This is a genomic window from Rothia sp. 11273D007AR, assembly GCF_053547255.1.
In genome coordinates this window covers 1-20281 of sequence record NZ_JBPPWJ010000004.1, presented here as the reverse complement: position 1 = coordinate 20281, position 20281 = coordinate 1, and the positions used below count along the sequence as shown (strand labels likewise).

Genomic DNA, 20281 nt, shown 5'->3' with positions numbered 1-20281 from the left:
CTACTCTTGACCGACAGGACGTCGGGGGCTAGTCTCTAAGAAAATCATGAGATAGCCGGTGCAGCGACGCTGCTGCAGAAGGAAGAAACATGCAGACCCACAACAAGGACGTTGTCATTATCGGTGCTGCCCGCACCCCCCAGGGCAAGATTATGGGTGCCCTTTCATCTCTGAGCGCTGTTGAACTGGGCACCCGGGCCCTGGCTCAGGCGCTCAAGGCCAGCACTCTAGCCCCTGAACAGGTTGAAGCTGTGATCTTTGGCCAGGTGGTGCAGGCCGGTGCAGGGCAGAACCCCGCCAAGCAGACCGCAGGTGCTGCCGGTATCCCTGTGGCTACCCCGGCGGTGACGGTCAATAGCGTTTGCCTCTCGGGTCTGCGCGCGGTGATAGATGCCGCCCGGCTCATCCGATCGGGTGAGGTTCAGGTCGCTGTGGCGGGCGGCCAGGAGTCCATGTCTCGTGCCCCTTTCTTACTGCCGGATTTCCGCTCGGGCAGGGTCTTCGGCGCTACCGGCGTGCTCGATGCTGTTGAGCGTGATGCCCTCACCGATGCCCAGAGCGGGGAGTCGATGGGCGTGCTGACCGAGGGGTCTAACGCCCGTTTTGAGGTGACCCGCCAGGAGCAGGACGCCATCGCGGCCGCTTCCCACCAGCGGGCCCACGCCGCGGCGTCCGCCGGGCTTTTTGAGGCCGAAATTGCCCCGGTGCAGGTGAAAGGACGCAAGGGGCAGGTCACCGAGGTCAGGGCGGATGAAGGTGTGCGTGAGGGAACCACTGTCGAGGTGCTCGCTCAACTGCCGCCCGCTTTTGAGCAGGGCGGAACGATTACCGCCGGGAATGCCTCCCCGCTCTCTGACGGGGCAGCGGCTCTGGTGCTCTCAAGCCGCGAATTTGCTGAAGCGAATGGAATCAAGCCGCTGGCGACCGTCCTCGCCTGGGCTAATACCGCTGGCCCCGAGAACGTGCTGCACTATCAGCCCTCCCGCGCTATCGCTGCTGCCCTTGACAGAGCCGGGCTAACCGCGGCCGACCTAGACCATGTGGAAATTAACGAGGCTTTTGCTGCGGTTTCTGCGGTCTCTGCCCGTGAACTTGGTCTTGACCTGCAGAAGGTCAACCCCCACGGTGGTGCTATTGCTCTGGGGCATCCGGTGGGAGCGTCCGGCGCCCGCCTGGTGGTTCATGCCGCTCATACGCTTGCTGGCGGAGGGCATGGGGAGCACGCGGCTGTTGCCCTCTGCGGCGGGGGAGGGCAGGGCGACGCGATCATTCTGAGGGCAGTCTAGGGGGAGAAAGGGCAGGCTCCTGGGTCTCTTTAATCTTTTTCTCCAAAGAATCATGCTCTTCTCGGGCATCCTGGAGAGCCTGCTCTAGAACTGCACGCCTAAAGTCCTTCCCCATATCTCCTGTTTGCAGATATTTTCTGTATTTTTTGTAGATGTAAGACGCGGTGCGGTGATTTGCTACAATAAGAATAGGTGGAATGATAAGAGCGGTGATAATAAAAATATTTGGATTGTCTCCCCTGATTACCATTTCGGTAAATGCTAGATGTATAAAAATATTTATTGTAAATAATATTGCACCGAAGAGTGTGGTTGGCCTGTAGTATGCTTTTTGTTCCCTTTTCTCCAGTATGTCTTCCCTGGTTTCTCTGGTTGCCTTTTCGTATAAATCTCCCAGGTAGAATATTTGAAGGGAAAAAATAAATATTACAATAATGATGTTTTCTGCGGATAAATTTCTTATGGTTTCAATCGGGTTATATTTATTGAATAGGGTCGCAATAAGTATTATAAATAATGAGGATGTTACTAGGGGAATGCTTGTGAAGAGAAGGAAGAGATGAGAAGCCCACCTGCTTTTCGCGTATCTAAGGTAGGCCCTGATTCTGTGGAATTCTTTGGCTCCTGCTAGACTTGCTACCTCTTGTGAATTGGTCTTGTTGTCACTAACTTCTTCGAGTTGACCCTCCAGATTTCTTATATTTTCTTGATTTTTAGCCTTTCGTTCGCTGAGCTTAGATGTATCAATTGGCGGGTAGGCTGAGATGAGATGGAATATATAGGCGGATGCTAGATAGAAGATGAATTCACCAAAGCTTAGTTGACCTCTATCTTCTTGGAAAAAGTAGAAGTTCATGCAAATTAAGGAGTATATGCATAAAACTGAAGATAGGTTAGACACTCTATTTTCGATGAAGCTTCTTGTTTTTTCATCTTTTTTGTTTAGCTGAATCCTATTGGCAAGGGTTGTTGCAATGTAGAGGGTGGCGAGCGCGCCGGCGGCTGCTAGGAAATCAACTGGCTTGATGACAATTCCTGAGATAAACCTTGTGGTATTTAAGATATCTTCTGGAGATGCATTTTCCTGTCCTTCAATGAGTCCTTTATCTATTAATAGGTGCGGTCTAAGTGAAATCAATACAGTGCATCCGCTGAGTATTATAGATAAAAATATTTTTTGTAGGAACCTGTTTTCTATAACTTTTTGAATCATATTAAAATATTTTCTGTGAGAGTGCCCGGCACCCCAATATCGGAGTGCCGGGCACTGTCCTATGAGAACTCCCTAGATAGGGGAGCGGGGCTGGGGCTTAGAAGTTACCCAGCATCTTAGTGACGTCTAGGGCCTCGTCGAGCTGGGCCTCGGTGATCTCGCCGCGCTCAACATAACCCAGGGCGATGACGGCCTCGCGCACGGTGGTCTTGTTAGCCACCGAGTACTTGGCGATCTTGGCCGCTGCCTCGTAGCCAATCAGCTTGTTCATGGGGGTCACTGTTGAGGGGGAGGCCTCAGCCAGGAAGCAGGCACGCTCCACGTTGGCCTCCAGGCCGTCAATCATCTTGTCGGCCATCACGCGGGAGGTGTTGGCCAGCAGGCGGATAGACTGCAGCAGGTTGGCGGCCATAACCGGGATACCCACATTCAGCTCGAAGGCACCGTTGGTGGAGGACAGGGCGATGGTGGTGTCGTTACCGATGACCTGGGCGCAGACCATAATGGCTGCTTCACAAATCACGGGGTTGACCTTGCCGGGCATAATCGATGAGCCGGGCTGCAGGTCGGGAATGTGCAGCTCACCCAGACCGGTATTGGGGCCTGAGCCCATCCAGCGAATATCATTGTTGATCTTCATGAAGGAGTAGGCGATATTGCGTAGCTGGCCGGAGGCCTCAATCAGGCCGTCGCGGTTGGCCTGGGCCTCAAAGTGGTTGCGGGCCTCGGTTAGGGGAAGGCCGGTTTCTTCAGCCAGCAGTTCGATGACGCGGGCGGAGAAGCCGTCGGGGGTGTTGATGCCGGTGCCAACTGCGGTGCCGCCCAGGGGAACCTCAGCCACGCGCGGCAGGGAAGCGTGGATACGCTCAACACCGTAGCGCACCTGGGCTGCGTAGCCGGAGAACTCCTGGCCCAGGGTCACGGGGGTGGCGTCCATCAGGTGGGTGCGGCCGGACTTGACGACGTCCTTGAACTCCACAGCCTTGCGCTCCAGGGACTCGGCCAGGTATTCCAGGGCCGGGACCAGGTCCTTGAGCAGAGCCTCGGTAGCGGCCACGTGCACGGAGGTAGGGAAGACGTCGTTGGAGGACTGGGAGGCGTTCACATGGTCGTTGGGGTGGACCTCAACGTCCTGACCCTCCAGGGCCTGGTTGGCCAGGGTTGCCAGCACCTCGTTGGTGTTCATGTTGGAGGAGGTGCCGGAGCCGGTCTGGAAGACGTCGATGGGGAAGTGCTCATCGTAGTCACCAGCAGCTACCTTATCTGCAGCATCGCGGATAGCGGCGGCGCGGGTGGCATCAAGAACACCCAGCTCCTCATTGGCGCTCGCTGCTGCCTTCTTGATGAGGGCGAGGGCGCGGATGTGGGCAGACTCCAGTGTCTGGCCTGAGATGGGGAAGTTTTCGACGGCACGCTGGGTCTGGGCGCGGTAGAGGGCATCTACGGGTACGCGGACCTCACCCATGGTGTCGTGTTCAATGCGGTATTCAGTGTTTTCTGCCATACCGACTAGTCTAATACGCCGCCGTGACGGCTGTCGCATTGGGTGCTAAAAATGACGCGCTAGCAGGCCTGTCTAACCCGGGTGTGTAATCCAGGAAAAGCGGCGGTTTTAGACGGTAATGAGGGGTGAGGACGAGTAGACCAGGTCGGCCTTGCCGTCGGCCAGGTGGTAGAAAACGCCAATGACGGCCAGGGAGCTGTCCTCGATACCTTCACGGATAATCCCGGACTGCTCAGCAATGCGGGCCGCAGTCTGGCGGGTATGCTCCACCACCATATCGTTGATAGAGGCACCTTCGGGCAACTCCGGTGAAATAACTGACGGCAAGATACCCTCCACCAGATTGCGGATAAACCCGCCGGGCATTTCCCCCTCGACCAGGGCCTTATGGGTTGCGGTAATAGCGCCACAGGAGTCGTGACCCAGCACCATAATCAGCGGGGTCTTGAGCTCACCGCTGGCGTATTCCAGGGAGCCGAGGACTGCGTCATCCAGCACCTGCCCGGCCGTCCGCACCACAAAGGCATCGCCCAGGCCGAGATCAAAAATAATTTCTGCTGCCAGGCGGGAGTCCCCACAACCGAAAATGGCGGCAAAGGGGTATTGGCCAGCTACCAGTTCGGCACGGCGGGCGGCGTCCTGGTGGGGGTGGGAGCGGTTGCCCTCCACAAAGCGGGCATTGCCTTCAACAAGGCGTTCCCATGCCTGGACGGGGGTTTCGATAGCGGTCATAGCTGACGTCCTTTCGCAGTGGCTTAGGTCTAACCTAGCAACCTGCCAGCCCCAAGACCTGTGTAAGGCGAATTACATTTTTGTAAGGACGCCGGTGGGCGGCTTACTGGATTCCGCTTGAGGGGGTGGGGGAGGCCGTGGATGAGGGGGCTGCCATGTAGGCAACAGTAGCCTCAGCCAGGGCCTGGAACTCAGCTGCCTCGGCCTCGCCCTTGAGAATGACGGTGGTACCGTCTACCTCTCCGATGTAGAAAGTGGTGACCTTGCTCTTGTCGTCAGCATCCACGAGAGAGCGCACGTCCCAGTCCACGCCCCCGGCCTGCACCGTAGCCTCGGGTACAGCCTGCCCTACCGTCTGGGCAACCCAGGTGGGGTTGGTGTCGGTGGCCTGAATGAGCTCGATAAAGTCGTTGGAGGGGGTTACTTGGCCGGTGGACCAGTAGTTGATGCCGTCTGCCTGGCCGGTGTTCCAGCGGGCGTAGTTGTAGTGCCAGCCTTCCTGCTCGGCGGCTGCGACCGGGTAGCCTGCCTGGTCGCTGGCCTCGTAGGCAATCACGGGGAGGTCAACGGTGGGTCGGTAGGGGTTCTTGTTGGGCTGCGGCATCAGCCAGATGACCGGCAGTAGCAAGAGCACCATGACGATCATCGAAATCACCATATTGCGGGCGGGCGCATTGATGCGGGCAGCCTGCTTTTCGGTAATTTGTGGGACTACCTGCTCGGTGGCGTCCGGGGCCTGGGTTTCAGGGGCGGACGCCTGTGGCAGGGGCTGGTTGCTGGGGTTAGTCGATGAAGTCACGCCTTCTATTCTGGTCTAAAGGGGGCGCCCTGTGCCACTTGCGAGCGAGAATTGCCGGCATCATCTGTGTCAAGTAGGGGCGCACCGGCCCGTAACACGGCGGGGAAGCGAGTACTCTAGAGTGTGGAGGCTGAGCGCCCCATAACAGGGAGCCAGCTGGCACTGTTAGAAGCTACTCGAAGGTGAGTCATGTCAGAAGTAATGAACGAAGATCGTAACCTTGCGCTGGAACTGGTGCGTGCAACCGAGGCTGCCGCTATTGCCTCGGGCCCGCTGGTGGGCGCAGGCGATAAGAACATGGCGGACGGTGCTGCTGTTGATGCCATGCGCGCTCGCCTTAAGACCGTGCACTTCAACGGCACCGTGGTGATTGGCGAGGGTGAGAAGGACGAGGCCCCCATGCTCTTCAACGGCGAGCAGGTGGGCGATGGCTCGGGAGCTAAGTTCGATGTTGCTGTTGACCCCATCGACGGTACTCGCCTGACCGCTCTGGGTATGGATAACGCGCTCTCCGTCATTGCGGTAGCTGAAGGCGGCACCATGTTTGACCCCTCCGCTGTCTTCTACATGGAGAAGCTGGTTACCGGCCCTGAGGCAGCTGACCTGGTCGATTTGCGCCTGCCGGTCAAGCAGAACCTGCACCTGGTCGCTAAGGCTAAGGGCACCAGCATTAACCAGCTCACCGTCTGCGTACTGGATCGCCCCCGCCATGCCAAGCTCGTTGAAGAGATTCGCGCAACTGGCGCCCGTACCCGCATGATTCTTGACGGCGACGTTGCTGGTGCTATTGCCGCCTGCCGTGAGGGCACTGGCGTGGATTTGATGATGGGCACCGGCGGTACCCCTGAGGGTATTGTGGCTGCCTGCGCTATCAAGGCCACCGGTGGCATTATCCAGGGTCGTCTTGCCCCTATCGATGACGCTGAACGCCAGAAGGCCCTGGATGCCGGCCATGACCTGGACGCTGTGTTGACCACCGATGAACTGGTCACCACCGATAACTGCTTCTTCGCCGCAACCGGCATCACCGACGGTAAGCTCCTGCGCGGTGTGCGTTACGGCCGCGACACCGTCACCACCCAGTCCTTGGTCATGCGTTCTAAGTCAGGCACCGTGCGCCTGATTGAGGCTGAGCACAAGCTCTCCCGCTACTCGGCAATGATCGCCGGGACCATGAATCGTTAGGAATTTAGCTTCACATAAGGGCAGGGGCAGATGCGCCCGAAGCCGACGTGGACCGGGGCTGGCGGTGAATCGCTTGCGAGTTCACGAGCCAGCGAGAGCGGCTGTCGGCGGGGTGCATCTGCCCCTGCCCCTATATCTATCCCTTATTTACCGATACGCGCCCGAACCTTACCGACGGCGTCCTTGGCCTTGGGGAGCAGGGTGCCGGTGGCGAACTTCTTGCCCTGAGCTAGGGCTTCGCGGCCTGCGCGGATGCCCTGGTAGGCCTTGTAGCCAGCGGTTGAGACGGGCAGGTCCCAGGTGCCGGGGTAGGCTACCGAGGTGCCGCCGAAGGACTTCTTGAACTTGGTGAAGCCAGCCCATTCGTGGTTGGGGTCGTCGTTGGGGGCGATGCCGAAGAGGTCCATGTAGGTCAGGCCCTTTTCTTTGGCATCCAGGATGATGGTGGAGAGCAGGGGGTTACCTACCTGAAGTTTCCTGTGGGCAAAGGAGGTTGCTGCGTGGGCGTAGACGCGGGTGTCGTCTGAATCGTAGGTGAGGGAGGCTCCGATAGGCTCACCGTCTACCTTGGCGATGAAGAGGGCCGCGGCGTCCGCTGGCATAAGTACCTGGGCGACGCGGGTGAGGTAGTCGTCCTGCTGGCGGTTGAAGCCAGCGCGGCCGGCGGTTTCGTCGAGGTATTTGAGCAGAATCGTGATGTCCGCGGGGTTCTGAGATTTCTCGAAAGTCACGCCCTTCTTATGGATGTTCCGGTGCAGGTTGCGGTTGGTCGATTTCATGTCTTTCAGAATCTGATCTTCAGATTGGGTGAGATTAATGATCTGAGTGTGTGAGGGTTGCACCTGGCGCGGTGCAAGGGTGAAGCCGCGGGCTGCGAGAAAGGCTTCACCGCTCTGCGAGCCCCAGATAGAGCTGTTGATGGGCTCAACGCGGATGAACCAGCACTTGTTGTCGGTGGCTACGCGTTTCATATCTGCGATGGCGGCGTCGAAGGCGGCGGCGCTGTCGGCTTCGGGCCCGTAGGGGGCGTAGAGGTAGCGGCCGGTGGAACCGCCTTCGAGGGTGGCCATGTAACGCCAGCCTTTACCTTCGCCACGGAAGACCTGGTGGCCGTTGGCTTCTTGGAGCTGGGCCCAAATATCTGACTGCAGAATTGTACTCATGCGCACCAGCTTACCGTCTAGCAGCTTTTCGTGGGTTTAGGGGACGGAGCAGGTGCCGTTGTCGCTGAGCTCAGCGGTCAGCTGTGCCCGGTAGGTGGCTGTTTCGATGACATCTAGGTGCTGGTGTGCGGACGCTGGAGAGCCGGTACGTGCGGCAGCTTCGGTTGCGGCGGTGGGCTGGATGCCTGAGGCTGAGCCGGCAATGACCTGCTGTACCGCGGTATGGAGCTGGTCGAAGTCGGGGTAGGTAGGGAAGCTGGTATCGAAGTAGGGCGGGCCGGCAGCGAACTGAATCAGGTCGTAATTCTTGGACTTGAGGGCGACATCACCCAGGGCTGCCAGGCCGCTTTGGGGGATGTTGGTTTCGATGACCTGTTCTCCGGCTGCGGTGATGTCTGCGAACTTGGTGAGTACGTTGGCGGGGTCGAGCTGCTTGAGCATGGCTGCCTGCACGCAGCGCTGGCGGGCCTGGCGGTCGTAGTCGGAGGCCCCTTCGCGGGAGCGGGCGTACCAGAGGGCGTGGAAGCCGTCGAGGTGTTGGATGCCGGGTTCGATGTAGCCGTCGATGGGGTTGGGTAGGCCTGTGATTTCGTTGGTTCCACCGCCGATGGGCACGTAGCCGCCTACGTCAATGGTGATGCCGCCTAGGGCGTCGATGAGCTGTTCAAAGCCCGACATGTCGATCAGGATGTAGTTCTCAACGGTGATACCGAGGATGCCGGAGACAGCGTCCATGGTGGCTTCTGCTCCGGGGTCATCTGCCCCGGGGTAGAGGTCGGCGTAGTCGGCGGTGACGGTGGGGTAGAGGGCGTTGAGGATGCACTCGTCGCCACAATCGAAGCCCGTCGGGTAGACCTCCCAGAGGGGGGAGCCGTCTTCGAAGATGGCATTTTGCAGGTTACGCGGTACTGAGATAGTAATCGCCTGACCGGTCTGAGCGTCGATGGAGACCACGGTCATGGAGTCGGGGCGGCGGCCTACACGGTCGGCGCCGGCGTCCCCGCCCATGAGCAGGATGTTATAGCGGCCGTCCTGTTCCTTGATGGGGGTGCCGCCGGCGAAGATGTTGCCGAGGGCGCCGCGTCCTACCCAGGTGATGTAGGCGGCGTAGCCTAGCCCGCCGCCGGTGAGGGCGATGCAGGCAACGAGGGCAAGAGTGACCAGGGGTTTAGAGCGGCCTTCGAGTAGGCCCGGTCGAATGGCACGCAGGGTTGCTAGGAAGAGGTAGACCCAGCCAATAGCTAGGCCCACCAGGGCCGCTGCTACAAGTAGCAGTACCCAGGTATTGGTGACCAGGGAAAGCACGAGGGTGCGGCGGAGCGTCCAGAGTAGTAGTAGAGCTAGCACAAGGCCCCAGACAGTGAAGGTAACCTTTAGTGCCCGGCGCCCCAGAGTCTTCTGCCCGGTCAGTAGTTGGGCAGAGCCCGGGAGGAAGAGGGTGAGCAGGAGTAGGAGCCAGGCCCGGCGGGTACGGACGGATGCCGATGCCGCTTCGGGGTGTTTCAGCGGATCGGTGTAGGTAGGTTCTACCAGGTGCTGACCTCGTCCCCTGACACCCGTGATAGGGGCTGCGGAGCGTGGGCGCTTGCGCTCACCGGACATGTGTTTGCCTCCCTGGCGTGGTGGGCCTAAAAAATAACTGAGTGTGGTTGAGTATCTTGGTATCTACTCAACCACACTACTGAAAGAAGCTGGGTGCTCCCGGAGCGGTCTTCCTGAACTTGCCGAGGGGCAGGCAGGAGCCGCTGGGCAGGGGGTTAGGGCGCGTAGGGGGTCTTTTGCTGGCCGTCCCGTTCGTCATTGTGGGCGGGAGCGGTGAGCGGCTGTGCGGGTGCGTTGGGGGCGGCCCCTTCACCATCGAGTTCTGCCTTGTGCTCTTCAACCTTGGCGCGCAGAGCGGCACCCTTGTCCATGGCGGTCTGGCGCAGGGAAGCGGCGAAGTCTACGAGGTCGGCCCGTACCTGGCGGGCAAAGCCGTCGCTGCCTGAACCGAGCATACGCAGGGCTAGCAGGCCGGCGTTGCGGGCACCGTTGATGGAGACGGTCGCGACGGGCACACCGGCAGGCATCTGCACAATCGACAGGAGCGAATCCATGCCGTCGAGAGACTTGAGCTTGACCGGCACACCGATAACGGGCAGGGGGGTAACAGAGGCCAGCATGCCAGGCAGGTGGGCTGCACCGCCGGCACCTGCAATGATGACGCGGATACCGCGGTCTGCTGCTTCACGCCCGTAGGCAATCATGTCTTCGGGCATGCGGTGAGCTGAGACCACGTCTGCTTCGTAGGGGATACCGAATTCTTCGAGGACTTCAGCTGCTGCTTCCATGACCGGCCAGTCTGAGTCTGAGCCCATCACGATGCCGACAATGGGGTTATTGGAGTCGTAGGGGGAGGTCATGTTGCTCCTTGAAACTAGGGGTGGTGCGGACGCCCGCCCCACCTGGGTAGGGCCGGGCTGATTCCGCGGGGTTAGGGGGTAGAAGGGCCGTCGGTGAGCAGGGAGGCTGCCGCGGTGGCCTGCTGGCGGAGGGCCGCTAGCTCATCTGCGGGACCGGTCATATTGATGTGCCCAATCTTGCGGCCGGGCTTTACCGCCTTGCCGTAGTAGTGGACCTTGGCAGCCGGATAGTCTTCCATGAGCTGCGGGTAGACGCCGAAGATATCGTCGTTGGTGCCGCCCAAGAAGTTCTTCATCAGGGCGACTTCGCCCTTGATGTCGGTGCTGCCCAGGGGGTAGTTAGCAACGGCCCGCAGGTGCTGCTCAAACTGGCTGGTGACTGAGCCGTCCTGGGTCCAGTGGCCGGAGTTGTGGGGGCGCATGGCGAACTCGTTAATGAGGAAGCCAGCTTCAGAGCCGGGAACCTCAAAGAGCTCAGCGGCCATCACGCCGGTGACGCCCAGTTCGGTTGCAACCTTAAGGGCGGCTGCCTGGGCAGCTTCTGCTACCTCGGGGGAGATGCCGGGGGCCGGGGCAATAACCTCGTCACACACCGAGTTCACCTGAATGGACTCGGCTACGGGCCAGGCCTTAACCTGGCCAGAATCACGGCGGGCTACCAGGGCAGAAAGCTCGCGGGTAAAAGGAACCTTTTCCTCTACTAGGAGCGCTGAAAAATCGGTGCGGGCCGGTAGCTGCTCAAACCAGGGCGCTGACTTCTCGCGGGCGTCCTGCTCATCATCGAGCACCATCACGCCCTTACCGTCATAGCCACCCCGCGGGGTCTTCAGAACAACAGGCCAACCGCCCTCATTACCGAAGGCGAGGAGTTCGTCTAGGGTGCGCACTTCGGCCCAGCGGGGGTTGGGCAGGCCCAGGCGGTCAACGGCCTTGCGCATCTCAATCTTGTCCTGGGCGTGGACTAGGGCAGCGGGGCGGGGCTGTACATTAACACCCTCATCCATCAGACGCTGCAGAAAATCGGTGGGCACATGCTCATGATCAAAGGTGAGCACATCAACCTCGCGAGCAAAAGCTGCCAGGGTATCGTAATCCCGGTAGTCACCCACCGGTGCCAAGGGCACCGCCCGGCGGGCGCAGACGTCCTCGCTCTCAGCAAGAATACGAAGATCGAAGCCAAGCTCGGTAGCGGCGGGCGCCATCATACGCGCCAGCTGACCGCCACCCACAACACCAATTTTTGGTCCAGTCATAGGGTAAGTCACATTCACTAGGCTACCTGGGCACACGGTGCTTGTAAAAGCCCCAGCTACATGCTGAACAGGTGCGGTAATAGCGGGTGAGCTCCCAGGTAACGCCCCGCAACCTGTGAGCAAAATACTACCCCTGCTAGGAGGGCACCGAGCCCACAGCGCCTGTACTATGTGAACAGAAAAGACCTGCTCCCCAGTTCAGTCAGTGTGCCCCAGGCTCCCTGCCGAACTTATACCAGTTCCCGCCGGGAGGGGCCCGCACCAGAAGACTAGGGAGAAAACCATGAGCTCGCTCAAGCAGCGCCTAGAAACCCTGTGGCACAGTCACGGCCGGGAGATAGCCCAGTTCCTGAGCGTCGGTGGCCTGGCTTTCATCATTAACTCGGTGGTGACCTGGTCGCTCATGCACTCCATCTTCTCTGATGGGCACGCCAAGGCTAAGGTTGTAGCCGGTATCGTTGCCACCATCTTCTCCTGGGTAGCAAACCGCCTGTGGACCTTCCGCGAAAAACGCACCGGCAACAAGGTGCGTGAGGCTATCGAATTTGGAATTGTTAACGCCATCGGTATCGGCGTTGAGGCATCCTGCGTGCTCTTTAGCGTCTACGTACTGGGGCTGACTAGCCCGCGGGCGTCCTTTATCTCGGGCACCATCATCGGTACCATCTTGGGCACTATCGTGCGCTACTTCCTGTACAAGTTCTGGGTCTTCTCTCAGAGCAGGAGCCATAACGGCGATAAGACCTCCGAAGAAAAGCGCGCCGAGCTGATTGAAGAGGCCACCAAAATTATGACCGGCTCCCTGCCTATCGTTGAGAAGGCAGAGACCGGGCCCGTTCGTCGCCCAAAACTCGACTAAGACGCTCCTGCTCCCAGGCCACTGCCGGGTCGAGAACCAGGGCAGCCCGGCCTGAAGCCATCACCGCCAGTGTCTGCTCTAGGTAGGCGGCATCAAAACGCTCCCCCGGAACTTGGAGGGCGGCTACTTCGTGCTCATATTGGGTAGTCAGGGCCATAGCCTGCTCGGTGAGCTGCTCCATCAGCCGGCCATAGCTGGTGCCCTCCCAGGCATGCCCCTCTGCTGCTGGGGCAGCCCAACCCACATAGACGTCGGGGTGGGACCTCACCTCAGCGGCATAATCAAGTACCTCAGACGGCAACTGTCCCATAAAACGAGGTGCCAGCGGCTCGGCGGCGACAGCCAACAGGTATTCTTCCTCGGCATCCTCTAACTCTGACATATCAAAGGCGGCGCGGACGTCCGCCCCCGCCTGCAGCTCCCACGTCAAGGTCGCCCCGACCCGCAGACCAGCTGCTGCCAAAACTAGCGAACGCCAGTGCAGGCGCTGGGGGAGCGCCAGCAGAGAGCCAGGCTCTACCTCACACTCATCAACCAAAAAATTAGCGGTCTTTGCGACCCAGTTGTCAAAAACCCGACCCGAAAGCTCAATCCGCTCACCCGGCGCTGAATACCAGAGCAGGGCAGGAGACTGCCGCTGAGCCAAAAGATTCATGAACTGAGGGAACGAAGAAGCTGCCTGGGAAAATGATGCTGTCATGCTCCCTACTCTAGGGCACCGCCCGCTCCGCGGCCAGAGGGCCCCGTACGCGGTAAATGCATATACCACAGAGAAACGCAAATTATTGTGAGAGAATCTCGTGTGAAGAAGATTTTTTTAATCCCAGCTTGACGAATAGGCGGTTACACGCGTGTAATTAGGTGCAGGGAATTTTTTTATTCTGTCCTCAGTTTGGGATATGAAAGGGAAGACTATGGGCCTCCACAGCCGCCTGCCTCAGGGCGCTGCAGGGCGCACGCCTGATGTGGCCCAGTACCACACTATGCACTCTGCCCAGTATTTAGAAGACCAGGCTACCGCTTTGCTCAATGCCGCAGCCCCCAAAAGCCGCGGCCGTGCAAGCTCACTTGCCAGTAGCTCAGCTACCGACATGTTCTCCACCGACTCCGAGGCCCTCTCCCTCTGGCAGCAGGCCGCCGGTATCTACAGCACAGACGGTGACGACGGCGAACTCTCCTGGCAGGCAGATGCCCTCTGCGCCCAGACCGACCCCGAGGCCTTCTTCCCTGAAAAGGGCGGATCAACCCGCGACGCTAAGCGAGTATGCAGCGAATGCCCCGTTCGCGAAGCCTGCCTAGAATACGCCATGGAAAACGACGAGCGCTTCGGTATCTGGGGCGGCTTATCAGAGCGTGAACGCCGCCGCCTCCGCAAGCAAGCTATCTAAGAAAGAAGGGCTTGATTCATGGCAATCACCCGCCAGTGCTCACGCCAAACCTGCCAGCGTGAGGCTATTTTCACCCTCACTTATGCCTACGCCCAGTCAACCGCTGTGATTGGCCCCCTTTCCGTGCACCGGGAACCTCACGCCTACGACCTGTGTGAATTCCACGCTGACCGTCTCACCGCCCCCCAGGGCTGGGATGTTGTGCGCCTGGACGCGCCCACCACCAGCCCCGCGGCAGAAGAGCAGGCAGAAGCGTCCTACCCACCCCTACGTTCTGTTTAGAGCGAGATCCGGTATAACCCGTTGGTCTATGACCAACGGGTTTTCTTGTAGGCCCTATATCAAAAAGAGCCCTTATCCGATAAACTTTGACGAGCACACAACACACTTGCGCCCACAGTACGTGACATAAGGAAGATAAGTTCGTGGTCAACCCCATCAACGCAGCCAACCGAGACACCTTTACCCGTCGGTCCTTCGTGACCGTAGGAGCTCTGGGCACAATGACTCTTGCTGCCTGCTCCACACCCGAGAGCAGTACCAACAGCGCAAGTGCCGCTGCGACTGCAAGCTCAAGCCCCACTCCCACCGTAAAGTTTGCCGGTACTGTAGAGGTTTACCCCGCCCTCGACGAGGTAGAAATCAACCCCATCGAGACCGTCACCGTTACCACTGCTGATTCAACACTCACCAAGGTTACTGTCGCCACCGCGGAGGGTGAGGAACTCGCCGGTGAGCTAGCTGCAGACGGTAAGAGCTGGACATCCACCGACCGTATGCTCTTCCACAGCGATTACACCGTAGAGTGGGAAGCAGAAGACGCTGCAGGTACCGCAGGAACCGGCGAGAGCACCTTCTCTACTGTCTCCGCTGCCTACGAAGTAGACGCCCTCATGAACTTTGAAGATGGAGCCAGCTACGGCATCGGCAAAATCATTCAGTTCAACTTCTCTGAGCCCGTGCTCAACAAGGCTGAAGTAGAAAAGCGCATCACCGTGAAGGGCGGAGGCGACCAAGCCGGTAAGTTCCGTTGGTACAGCGATTACATGGTGCGTTATCGCCCTGAAGATAAATGGGCCACTAACTCTACCGTAACTGTCACCATTGATATTTTTGGTCTCGATGTAGGCAACGGCATGATCGGTAACCACACCACCACTCGTACCTTCAAAACCTGGAATAAGCGCTACGCTTTTGCAGATAACAACACCAAGACCATCAAAATGTACGTTGATGATGTCATGGTGCGCGAAGCATACATCACCCTGGGAAATGCTGATTGGCCTTCAGTAGTGGGCCAGCTGGTCATCATGGAAAAGGCCGAGAGCTACTACTTTAACTCTGGCTCCCTTAACCTGGCTCCTGGTGACCCCCACTACTACGAGCCTTTCTGGGCTTCTTGGACTTCCCGCCTGACCTCCGGCGGTGTATTCGTGCATCAGGCCCTCCCCTCAGCCTGGTCATCGGTAGGCCGGGTAAACGTCTCCCACGGCTGTATCGGTATGCTCCCTGAAGACGCTAAGTTCTTCTACAACACCTTCGGTGTAGGTGACGTTGTGGAGACCGTAAACACCGGCTACCCCCAGGCTGACCCCGACGACGGTTATGGCGACTGGAACATCCCCTTCGCCAACTACCACGACTCAAACTGGAAGGGTAACTGGTAAGGTCAAAGCCTGCCTCAATAGTCTTAGAAACTCCCGCTCTGTAGCACCGCCCCCGGTGCCCGAGCGGGAGTTTTTGATATCTACCGCGTAGAATACACAGGCAGACGCACCCTAGATACCCGGGAGGAAACCCACCGTGGCCCAGCAGCCCGACCAGAACCAGGAGTGGAAGAAACTCACCCCCGCCATCACCACGCCTAAGGCCGATAGCCTACTGTCAGCCCGTAGGGCTGAACGCGGTATTCAGACTCCGACTCATACCGTCCACGAGGTAGGCGACACCGGTTCATCGGCAGAGCAAACCGACACAGATACTCCCTCAGAGGCCGCCCCCTGGACCGCGCCCCTAGCCGCGGTGGCAGCCCCCGAAGGTAGTGCGTCCGCCCCCGAAGCCACCCCGGCTGCAGAACGCGCTGAAGCCCGCGAAGTCGCGGTAGACGACAAGCCCCGCCTGCTGGGGCTGCGCCGGGCCATCATCGCCCTGATCGTTCCCGTGCTCACCATCATGCTAGCCGTGCGTGCCGTCGCCAGCCCCGCCTTCCTCTGGCTCGAATACCACCGCCCCGGCTTCCCCGCAGACAGCTACGGCTTCGATACCCAGGAAAGACTGCGTCTGGGCTCTTATGGGCTGGACTATATCTTGAACTTTGCCCCCCACACCTACCTGGCCGATATCACCACCGGCGGTAACGCTGCCTTCCTTGCCAGCGAAGTTGAGCACATGACCGACGTCAAACGGGTCATGCTCATCAGTATCACGTTTGCCCTCATCATGCTGGTACTGGCCCTGCTCTCAGCCCGAACCCTGCGCCTGCGGGCCCCGGGCGTCCTGCGCTCATCCCTCTTCACCGGTGCCTGGCTCACCCTGGCCCTACTTGTTGGCCTGGGCGTTGCCGGAGCTATCGGCTGGGAAGCCTTCTTCACTACCTTCCACGAGGTATTCTTCCCCCAGGGCAACTGGCAGTTCCGCATGAGCGATACACTCATCCGTCTCTACCCGCCCCAGTTCTGGGTGGACGCCGCCGCCACCGCAGGTGCCCTCACCCTCTTGATGACGGCAGCCATCCTCGCTATGACCTGGCCTACCCGCTACCGCAAGCAGCTAGCCCTCAAGCGCCGGGCAGAGGGTCAGGAGCTCAAAGAACTCCTGACCAAGTAAACCCTTAAATCCAGGCGTCAAACCACATGCGCTCGCGCCACTCGGTGTAGGGGACGGTCTGGGCTGTCCAAATAGGCCAGTAGTAGATAGAGACTAACAGTGCGAAGACCACAAAGAGCCCTACCACCAGTAGCCCTGCCCGGCGGCGGCGTACGCTGTCGCCGGGGCGTCCTAGCGCCAGCCCTAAAATACCTGCCAGCATAAGAATCAGGTAGGGCTCGAAGGAGAGAGCGTAGAAGAAGAACATGGTGCGCTCGGGGTAGGCAAACCAGGGGAAATAGCCCACCGCGAAGACCGCGAAAAGGGTTGCAAAACGCCAGTCGCGGCACAGCAGCACAATGAGCAGGGACAGGGTCGCAACGATGATAAAGGACCACCAGATGAGCGGGTTGCCGATATTCAGCACCGCCTCAGAGCAGGAATCAACCGTACAGCCGTTCACGCCCAGGTCAGGGGACTCATAGTAGTAGCTGGTGGGGCGACCCAAAATCAGCCACTGCCAGGCCGGGGACTCGTAAGTGTGGGGAGAATCCAGCCCCGAATGGAAGGCATAGGCAGAGCGGTGGTACTCCCAGAGCGAGCGCAGAGACTCCGGCAACCAGAGAACTCCTTCGCCGGGGTGCTCTGCTGCCCAGTTGCGGTCGTAGGCTGAGTCTGAAAGGAACCAGCCGGTCCAGGTCGCCAGGTAGGTGAGCAGGCCGGTACCGATGAGAGCAAAGAAGGCGAGGACGCCGTCGCGCAGGAAGCCCGCGACATACCAGCGGCGGATGCCGGCTATACGGCGGGCGTTGGCGTCCCAGAAGACCGTGAGCAGGCCGAAGATAGCGATGAAGAAGAGGGCGTTCCATTTGACGCCGACCGCCAGACCCGCACAGATGCCTGCGATGAACCGCCAGTAGCGGAAGCCCAGCCAGGGGCCATAGCGCATGAAGTCGTCGGTGGGGGCGCCCTTGTGCTCGCGGGCGTGAGCTGCGATCCGGGCAGCGAGCTGGCGCCTTCCCTGGTAGCGGTCAAGCAGCAGGGCCACGAAGGTGGCCATCAGCCAGAACATGAGGAAGATATCGAGTAGGGCAAAACGGGACTGCACAAAGTGCAGGCCGTCGATAGAAATCAGCAAGCCAGCAAGGGTTGCTACCGTCACTGAGCGGAAGAGTAACCAACCAGCCAGCATGACCAGGCCCACCGACAGGGTGCCGGTGAGTGCTGCGGCAAAGCGCCAGCCGAAGGGGTTATCGTCACCAAAAATTGCCATGCCGAAGGCGATCATCCACTTACCAACCGGCGGGTGAACCACATATTCGGCGGTTTCAAGGATGCCCGATGGGGCTCCGGCAACGAAAGTCTCGTTGGCTGTATCAGACCAGTTGCGCTCATACCCAAAGTGCAGCAGGGAGTAGGCGTCTTTAGCGTAGTAGGTTTCGTCAAAGACGATGGCGTTAGGGTTAGCCAGGTTTACAAAACGCATAAGCCCGGCAAGTACTAGCACAAGCAGGGGCGCCACCCAGCCGTAGCGGGGCAGCGGTACCGCTGTTACAGCTAGCCGCGCCCGGAGGGCTGACTCGGTGAAAGCGTCTTTGAGGGTCAGGACGGCAGAGGTTGGGTTAGATGTCACCCTAGATATGCTACCCGGGGCAGCAGAATCATGCGTGCGTGTAGCGCCAAGACTCACAGGGTACAAAAGTAGTAGGGTTTAACCCTATGGAACCCTCCCCTCATACCACGCCCGCTGCGCCGGCCGAAGGCGGCGCCCTCGTCCTGGGCGGCACCCCCATCGGCAACCTAGCCGACGCCTCCCCGCGTCTGCGTGAGGCGCTCGCATCCGCCGACGTCCTGGCCGTAGAAGATAGTCGTACCCTGCGTAAACTCGCTGCCGGGCTGGGTGTCACCACCCGGGGTCGGGTACTGGTCAACCACGACCACAACGAGGCCGACCGTGCCGGTCAGATTGTTGAGGCTGTGGCAGCCGGGCAGACCGTGCTACTCATGTCGGACGCCGGTATGCCAGCGGTTTCTGACCCCGGCTATGTGGCGGCAGCAGCCGTAGCCGACGCTGGTCTGACCGTCACCGCCCTGCCCGGCCCCTCGGCTGTGGTTACCGCTATTGCTGTTTCCGGCCTACCCTCGGGCCGTTTCACCTTCGAGGGTTTCCTAGCTCGCAAGGGCTCAGACCGCACCCGCCGTCTCAAGGCCCTTGCCGCCGAAGAGCGCACAATGGTCTTCTACGAATCCCCCCACCGCTTGGCCGCGACCCTGCATGACTTTGCTGAAACCTTCGGGGCAGAGCGCCGGGCGGCTGTCTGCCGCGAACTTACCAAGCTGCACGAAGAGGTTGCCCGTGGCAGCCTGGCAGAACTGATCACCTGGGCAGAGTCCAAGCAGATGAAGGGCGAAATTGCCATCGTGGTGGAGGGGGCGCCCGCACCTGAGGCCGAAGAAGCAGAGAACCTAACCGATCTTGTCCTTGAACTGGTGGATGGCGGGGTGCGTCTGAAAGATGCCTGTGCACAAGTTGCCGCCTCTTACGGGGTGTCCAAGCGTGACTTGTATGAGGCGGTACTAACGGTGCGTGAGGGGTAGTATTTGGGTATACTGGAGCTCAGGAATATACAAGTATATTCCTGTCCATGATAATGAAATTATCCTCTTTCTCTTCGAGAATTTTGGTAGTGCGATGTCCAGTATTTTTTACCAAGTAAAACATAAATTTAAACCCCACATAGAAAATGGAAAAGACAAGTTTTGGATTACAAAGGATAGGTTGATTCCCTATACCTACCGAGAAAATCCTGGGGCTACTTTTATGTCAAATAGTCTTGACCCAGTTCCAGCACCAAGAGAAGCTCCTTTGAAATTGTGGTTTTTGTGGATGGGGAAGAATGAGCTCACAGCGAACCGTTTGCGCAATCTTGAATATCTTAAGAAATTAGGAATTCCTTATGAGCTGGTAACCAACCCTTCTCAGGTTGAAGTAAGGGGAGGTGTTCACCCTGGTTTTGGATATCTAACACCGGTGCATAAAGCTGACTACTTGCGTATGTATATTATGTATCACCATGGTGGCATTTATACGGATATTAAAGAAATCCGTGGAGATTTAGCTAATAGTGTTCGGATTCTTAATAGTGATGATGGACTGTGGGCGACGGGCTATCCTGAACTTGGGAGGTGGAGCACCGCAAATGTTCCTGGTCATCTTGGGCAGCAGATTAGACGCCACTACGGTCTATTGATGGGCATGGGTTTATTTGCCTTTAAGCCACAGACTCCATTGGCCGGTGAAGCTTTGCAAGAAATGGAGCGTCGTATGACTGAACGCATGATAGCTCTAGAGGCTGCTGATGCAGGTGAAAGTGATAGTTATAATCCACCTCAGGGTTACCCCTTTGGCTGGACGGAATTATTAGGCGAAATCCTTCATCCAATTTCCTTAAAATACCATAAACATATTTATAAAGATGATACTCTTGGTGTAATTACAGAAAATTACCGATAATATTTAACGAGGAGGCTTATTCAAAAGTAGACACACACCCCACACCCACCAACTAGACAACGGCCCCACCCGCGGCAAAAATATGAGCGTTAAATCTCTATAAATAACCTCAAGCCATACCGGACAAGACCGTTGCTACACCAGCGTACAACCGGCCTCACAGCCACGCAATTCGCCA

General features: G+C 58.7%; 19 protein-coding genes. 9 read left to right on the top strand and 10 right to left on the bottom strand.

Annotation, left to right across the window (positions count from 1 at the left end; translation table 11 throughout):
* Nucleotides 1-89: 89 nt before the first annotated feature.
* Nucleotides 90-1286, top strand: a complete 1197-nt coding sequence (locus ACED88_RS02990) for an acetyl-CoA C-acyltransferase (RefSeq protein ID WP_449108658.1) — start codon at nt 90-92, stop codon at nt 1284-1286.
* Here the strand turns inward: ACED88_RS02990 and ACED88_RS02985 are convergent.
* From ACED88_RS02985 to ACED88_RS02970, 4 genes are all read right to left on the bottom strand, one after another.
* Nucleotides 1267-2499 carry a hypothetical protein gene (locus tag ACED88_RS02985; RefSeq protein WP_449108657.1) on the bottom strand — a complete coding sequence of 411 codons (1233 nt, stop codon included), beginning with the start codon at nt 2497-2499 and terminating at the stop codon, nt 1267-1269. The two genes, ACED88_RS02990 and ACED88_RS02985, sit on opposite strands and share 20 nt — an antisense overlap.
* 97 nt (nt 2500-2596) lie before the next feature.
* A complete protein-coding gene (locus ACED88_RS02980; protein WP_449108656.1) occupies nt 2597-4003 on the bottom strand; it encodes a class II fumarate hydratase in 1407 nt (468 codons plus the stop codon).
* Between the two features lie 108 nt (nt 4004-4111).
* Nucleotides 4112-4735: a carbonic anhydrase gene (locus tag ACED88_RS02975; RefSeq protein WP_449108655.1), complete on the bottom strand. Its 624-nt coding sequence runs from the start codon at nt 4733-4735 to the stop codon at nt 4112-4114.
* A 103-nt stretch (nt 4736-4838) separates the two neighbouring features.
* Nucleotides 4839-5534: a DUF4245 domain-containing protein gene (locus tag ACED88_RS02970; RefSeq protein WP_431464860.1), complete on the bottom strand. Its 696-nt coding sequence runs from the start codon at nt 5532-5534 to the stop codon at nt 4839-4841.
* 189 nt (nt 5535-5723) lie between these two features.
* Here ACED88_RS02970 and glpX point away from each other — a divergent pair, with 189 nt between their 5' ends.
* Complete coding sequence (gene glpX / locus ACED88_RS02965; protein ID WP_237205912.1) at nt 5724-6719, top strand: class II fructose-bisphosphatase; 996 nt, start codon at nt 5724-5726, stop codon at nt 6717-6719.
* A 143-nt stretch (nt 6720-6862) separates the two neighbouring features.
* Here the strand turns inward: glpX and ACED88_RS02960 are convergent, their stop codons facing one another.
* The 4 genes from ACED88_RS02960 to ACED88_RS02945 all read right to left on the bottom strand — a co-directional run bounded on the left by ACED88_RS02960 (nt 6863) and on the right by ACED88_RS02945 (nt 11537).
* Nucleotides 6863-7882, bottom strand: coding sequence for a lipid II:glycine glycyltransferase FemX (locus ACED88_RS02960; protein ID WP_449108654.1), 1020 nt, complete (start codon nt 7880-7882; stop codon nt 6863-6865).
* A gap of 36 nt (nt 7883-7918) precedes the next feature.
* A complete protein-coding gene (locus ACED88_RS02955) occupies nt 7919-9484 on the bottom strand; it encodes an LCP family protein (protein ID WP_449108653.1) in 1566 nt (521 codons plus the stop codon).
* A gap of 155 nt (nt 9485-9639) precedes the next feature.
* Nucleotides 9640-10284, bottom strand: coding sequence for a 5-(carboxyamino)imidazole ribonucleotide mutase (purE, locus tag ACED88_RS02950; protein WP_237187140.1), 645 nt, complete (start codon nt 10282-10284; stop codon nt 9640-9642).
* 71 nt (nt 10285-10355) lie between these two features.
* Nucleotides 10356-11537: a 5-(carboxyamino)imidazole ribonucleotide synthase gene (locus ACED88_RS02945; RefSeq protein ID WP_449108652.1), complete on the bottom strand. Its 1182-nt coding sequence runs from the start codon at nt 11535-11537 to the stop codon at nt 10356-10358.
* 283 nt (nt 11538-11820) lie between these two features.
* Between ACED88_RS02945 and ACED88_RS02940 the strand changes: the two genes are divergently transcribed.
* Nucleotides 11821-12396 (top strand): GtrA family protein, encoded by a 576-nt coding sequence (locus tag ACED88_RS02940; protein WP_449108651.1) that lies wholly within the window; start codon nt 11821-11823, stop codon nt 12394-12396.
* On the opposite strand, the gene ACED88_RS02935 is transcribed toward ACED88_RS02940, so the two are convergent.
* Nucleotides 12344-13096: a TIGR03089 family protein gene (locus ACED88_RS02935; RefSeq protein ID WP_449108650.1), complete on the bottom strand. Its 753-nt coding sequence runs from the start codon at nt 13094-13096 to the stop codon at nt 12344-12346. The two genes, ACED88_RS02940 and ACED88_RS02935, sit on opposite strands and share 53 nt — an antisense overlap.
* Before the next feature lie 214 nt (nt 13097-13310).
* Between ACED88_RS02935 and ACED88_RS02930 the strand changes: the two genes are divergently transcribed.
* The 4 genes from ACED88_RS02930 to ACED88_RS02915 all read left to right on the top strand — a co-directional run bounded on the left by ACED88_RS02930 (nt 13311) and on the right by ACED88_RS02915 (nt 16610).
* Entirely contained in the window at nt 13311-13784 is a 474-nt protein-coding gene (locus ACED88_RS02930; RefSeq protein ID WP_431464866.1) for a WhiB family transcriptional regulator, read from the top strand.
* An 18-nt stretch (nt 13785-13802) separates the two neighbouring features.
* Complete coding sequence (locus tag ACED88_RS02925; protein ID WP_185173418.1) at nt 13803-14066, top strand: DUF3499 family protein; 264 nt, start codon at nt 13803-13805, stop codon at nt 14064-14066.
* A gap of 143 nt (nt 14067-14209) precedes the next feature.
* Nucleotides 14210-15451, top strand: coding sequence for a L,D-transpeptidase (locus tag ACED88_RS02920; protein ID WP_431464868.1), 1242 nt, complete (start codon nt 14210-14212; stop codon nt 15449-15451).
* Between the two features lie 136 nt (nt 15452-15587).
* Nucleotides 15588-16610, top strand: a complete 1023-nt coding sequence (locus ACED88_RS02915; protein WP_449108649.1) for a TIGR01906 family membrane protein — start codon at nt 15588-15590, stop codon at nt 16608-16610.
* 4 nt (nt 16611-16614) lie between these two features.
* Here ACED88_RS02915 and ACED88_RS02910 read toward each other — a convergent pair whose 3' ends face one another.
* Nucleotides 16615-18222: a dolichyl-phosphate-mannose--protein mannosyltransferase gene (locus tag ACED88_RS02910; protein WP_449108648.1), complete on the bottom strand. Its 1608-nt coding sequence runs from the start codon at nt 18220-18222 to the stop codon at nt 16615-16617.
* 86 nt (nt 18223-18308) lie between these two features.
* On the opposite strand from ACED88_RS02910, the gene rsmI reads away from it, so the two are divergent.
* The gene (gene rsmI / locus ACED88_RS02905; RefSeq protein ID WP_449108647.1) at nt 18309-19187 is read left to right on the top strand and encodes a 16S rRNA (cytidine(1402)-2'-O)-methyltransferase; all 879 of its coding nucleotides are present in this window, start codon (nt 18309-18311) and stop codon (nt 19185-19187) included.
* A 94-nt stretch (nt 19188-19281) separates the two neighbouring features.
* Nucleotides 19282-20103 (top strand): glycosyltransferase, encoded by an 822-nt coding sequence (locus ACED88_RS02900; protein ID WP_449108646.1) that lies wholly within the window; start codon nt 19282-19284, stop codon nt 20101-20103.
* Nucleotides 20104-20281: the final 178 nt, after the last annotated feature.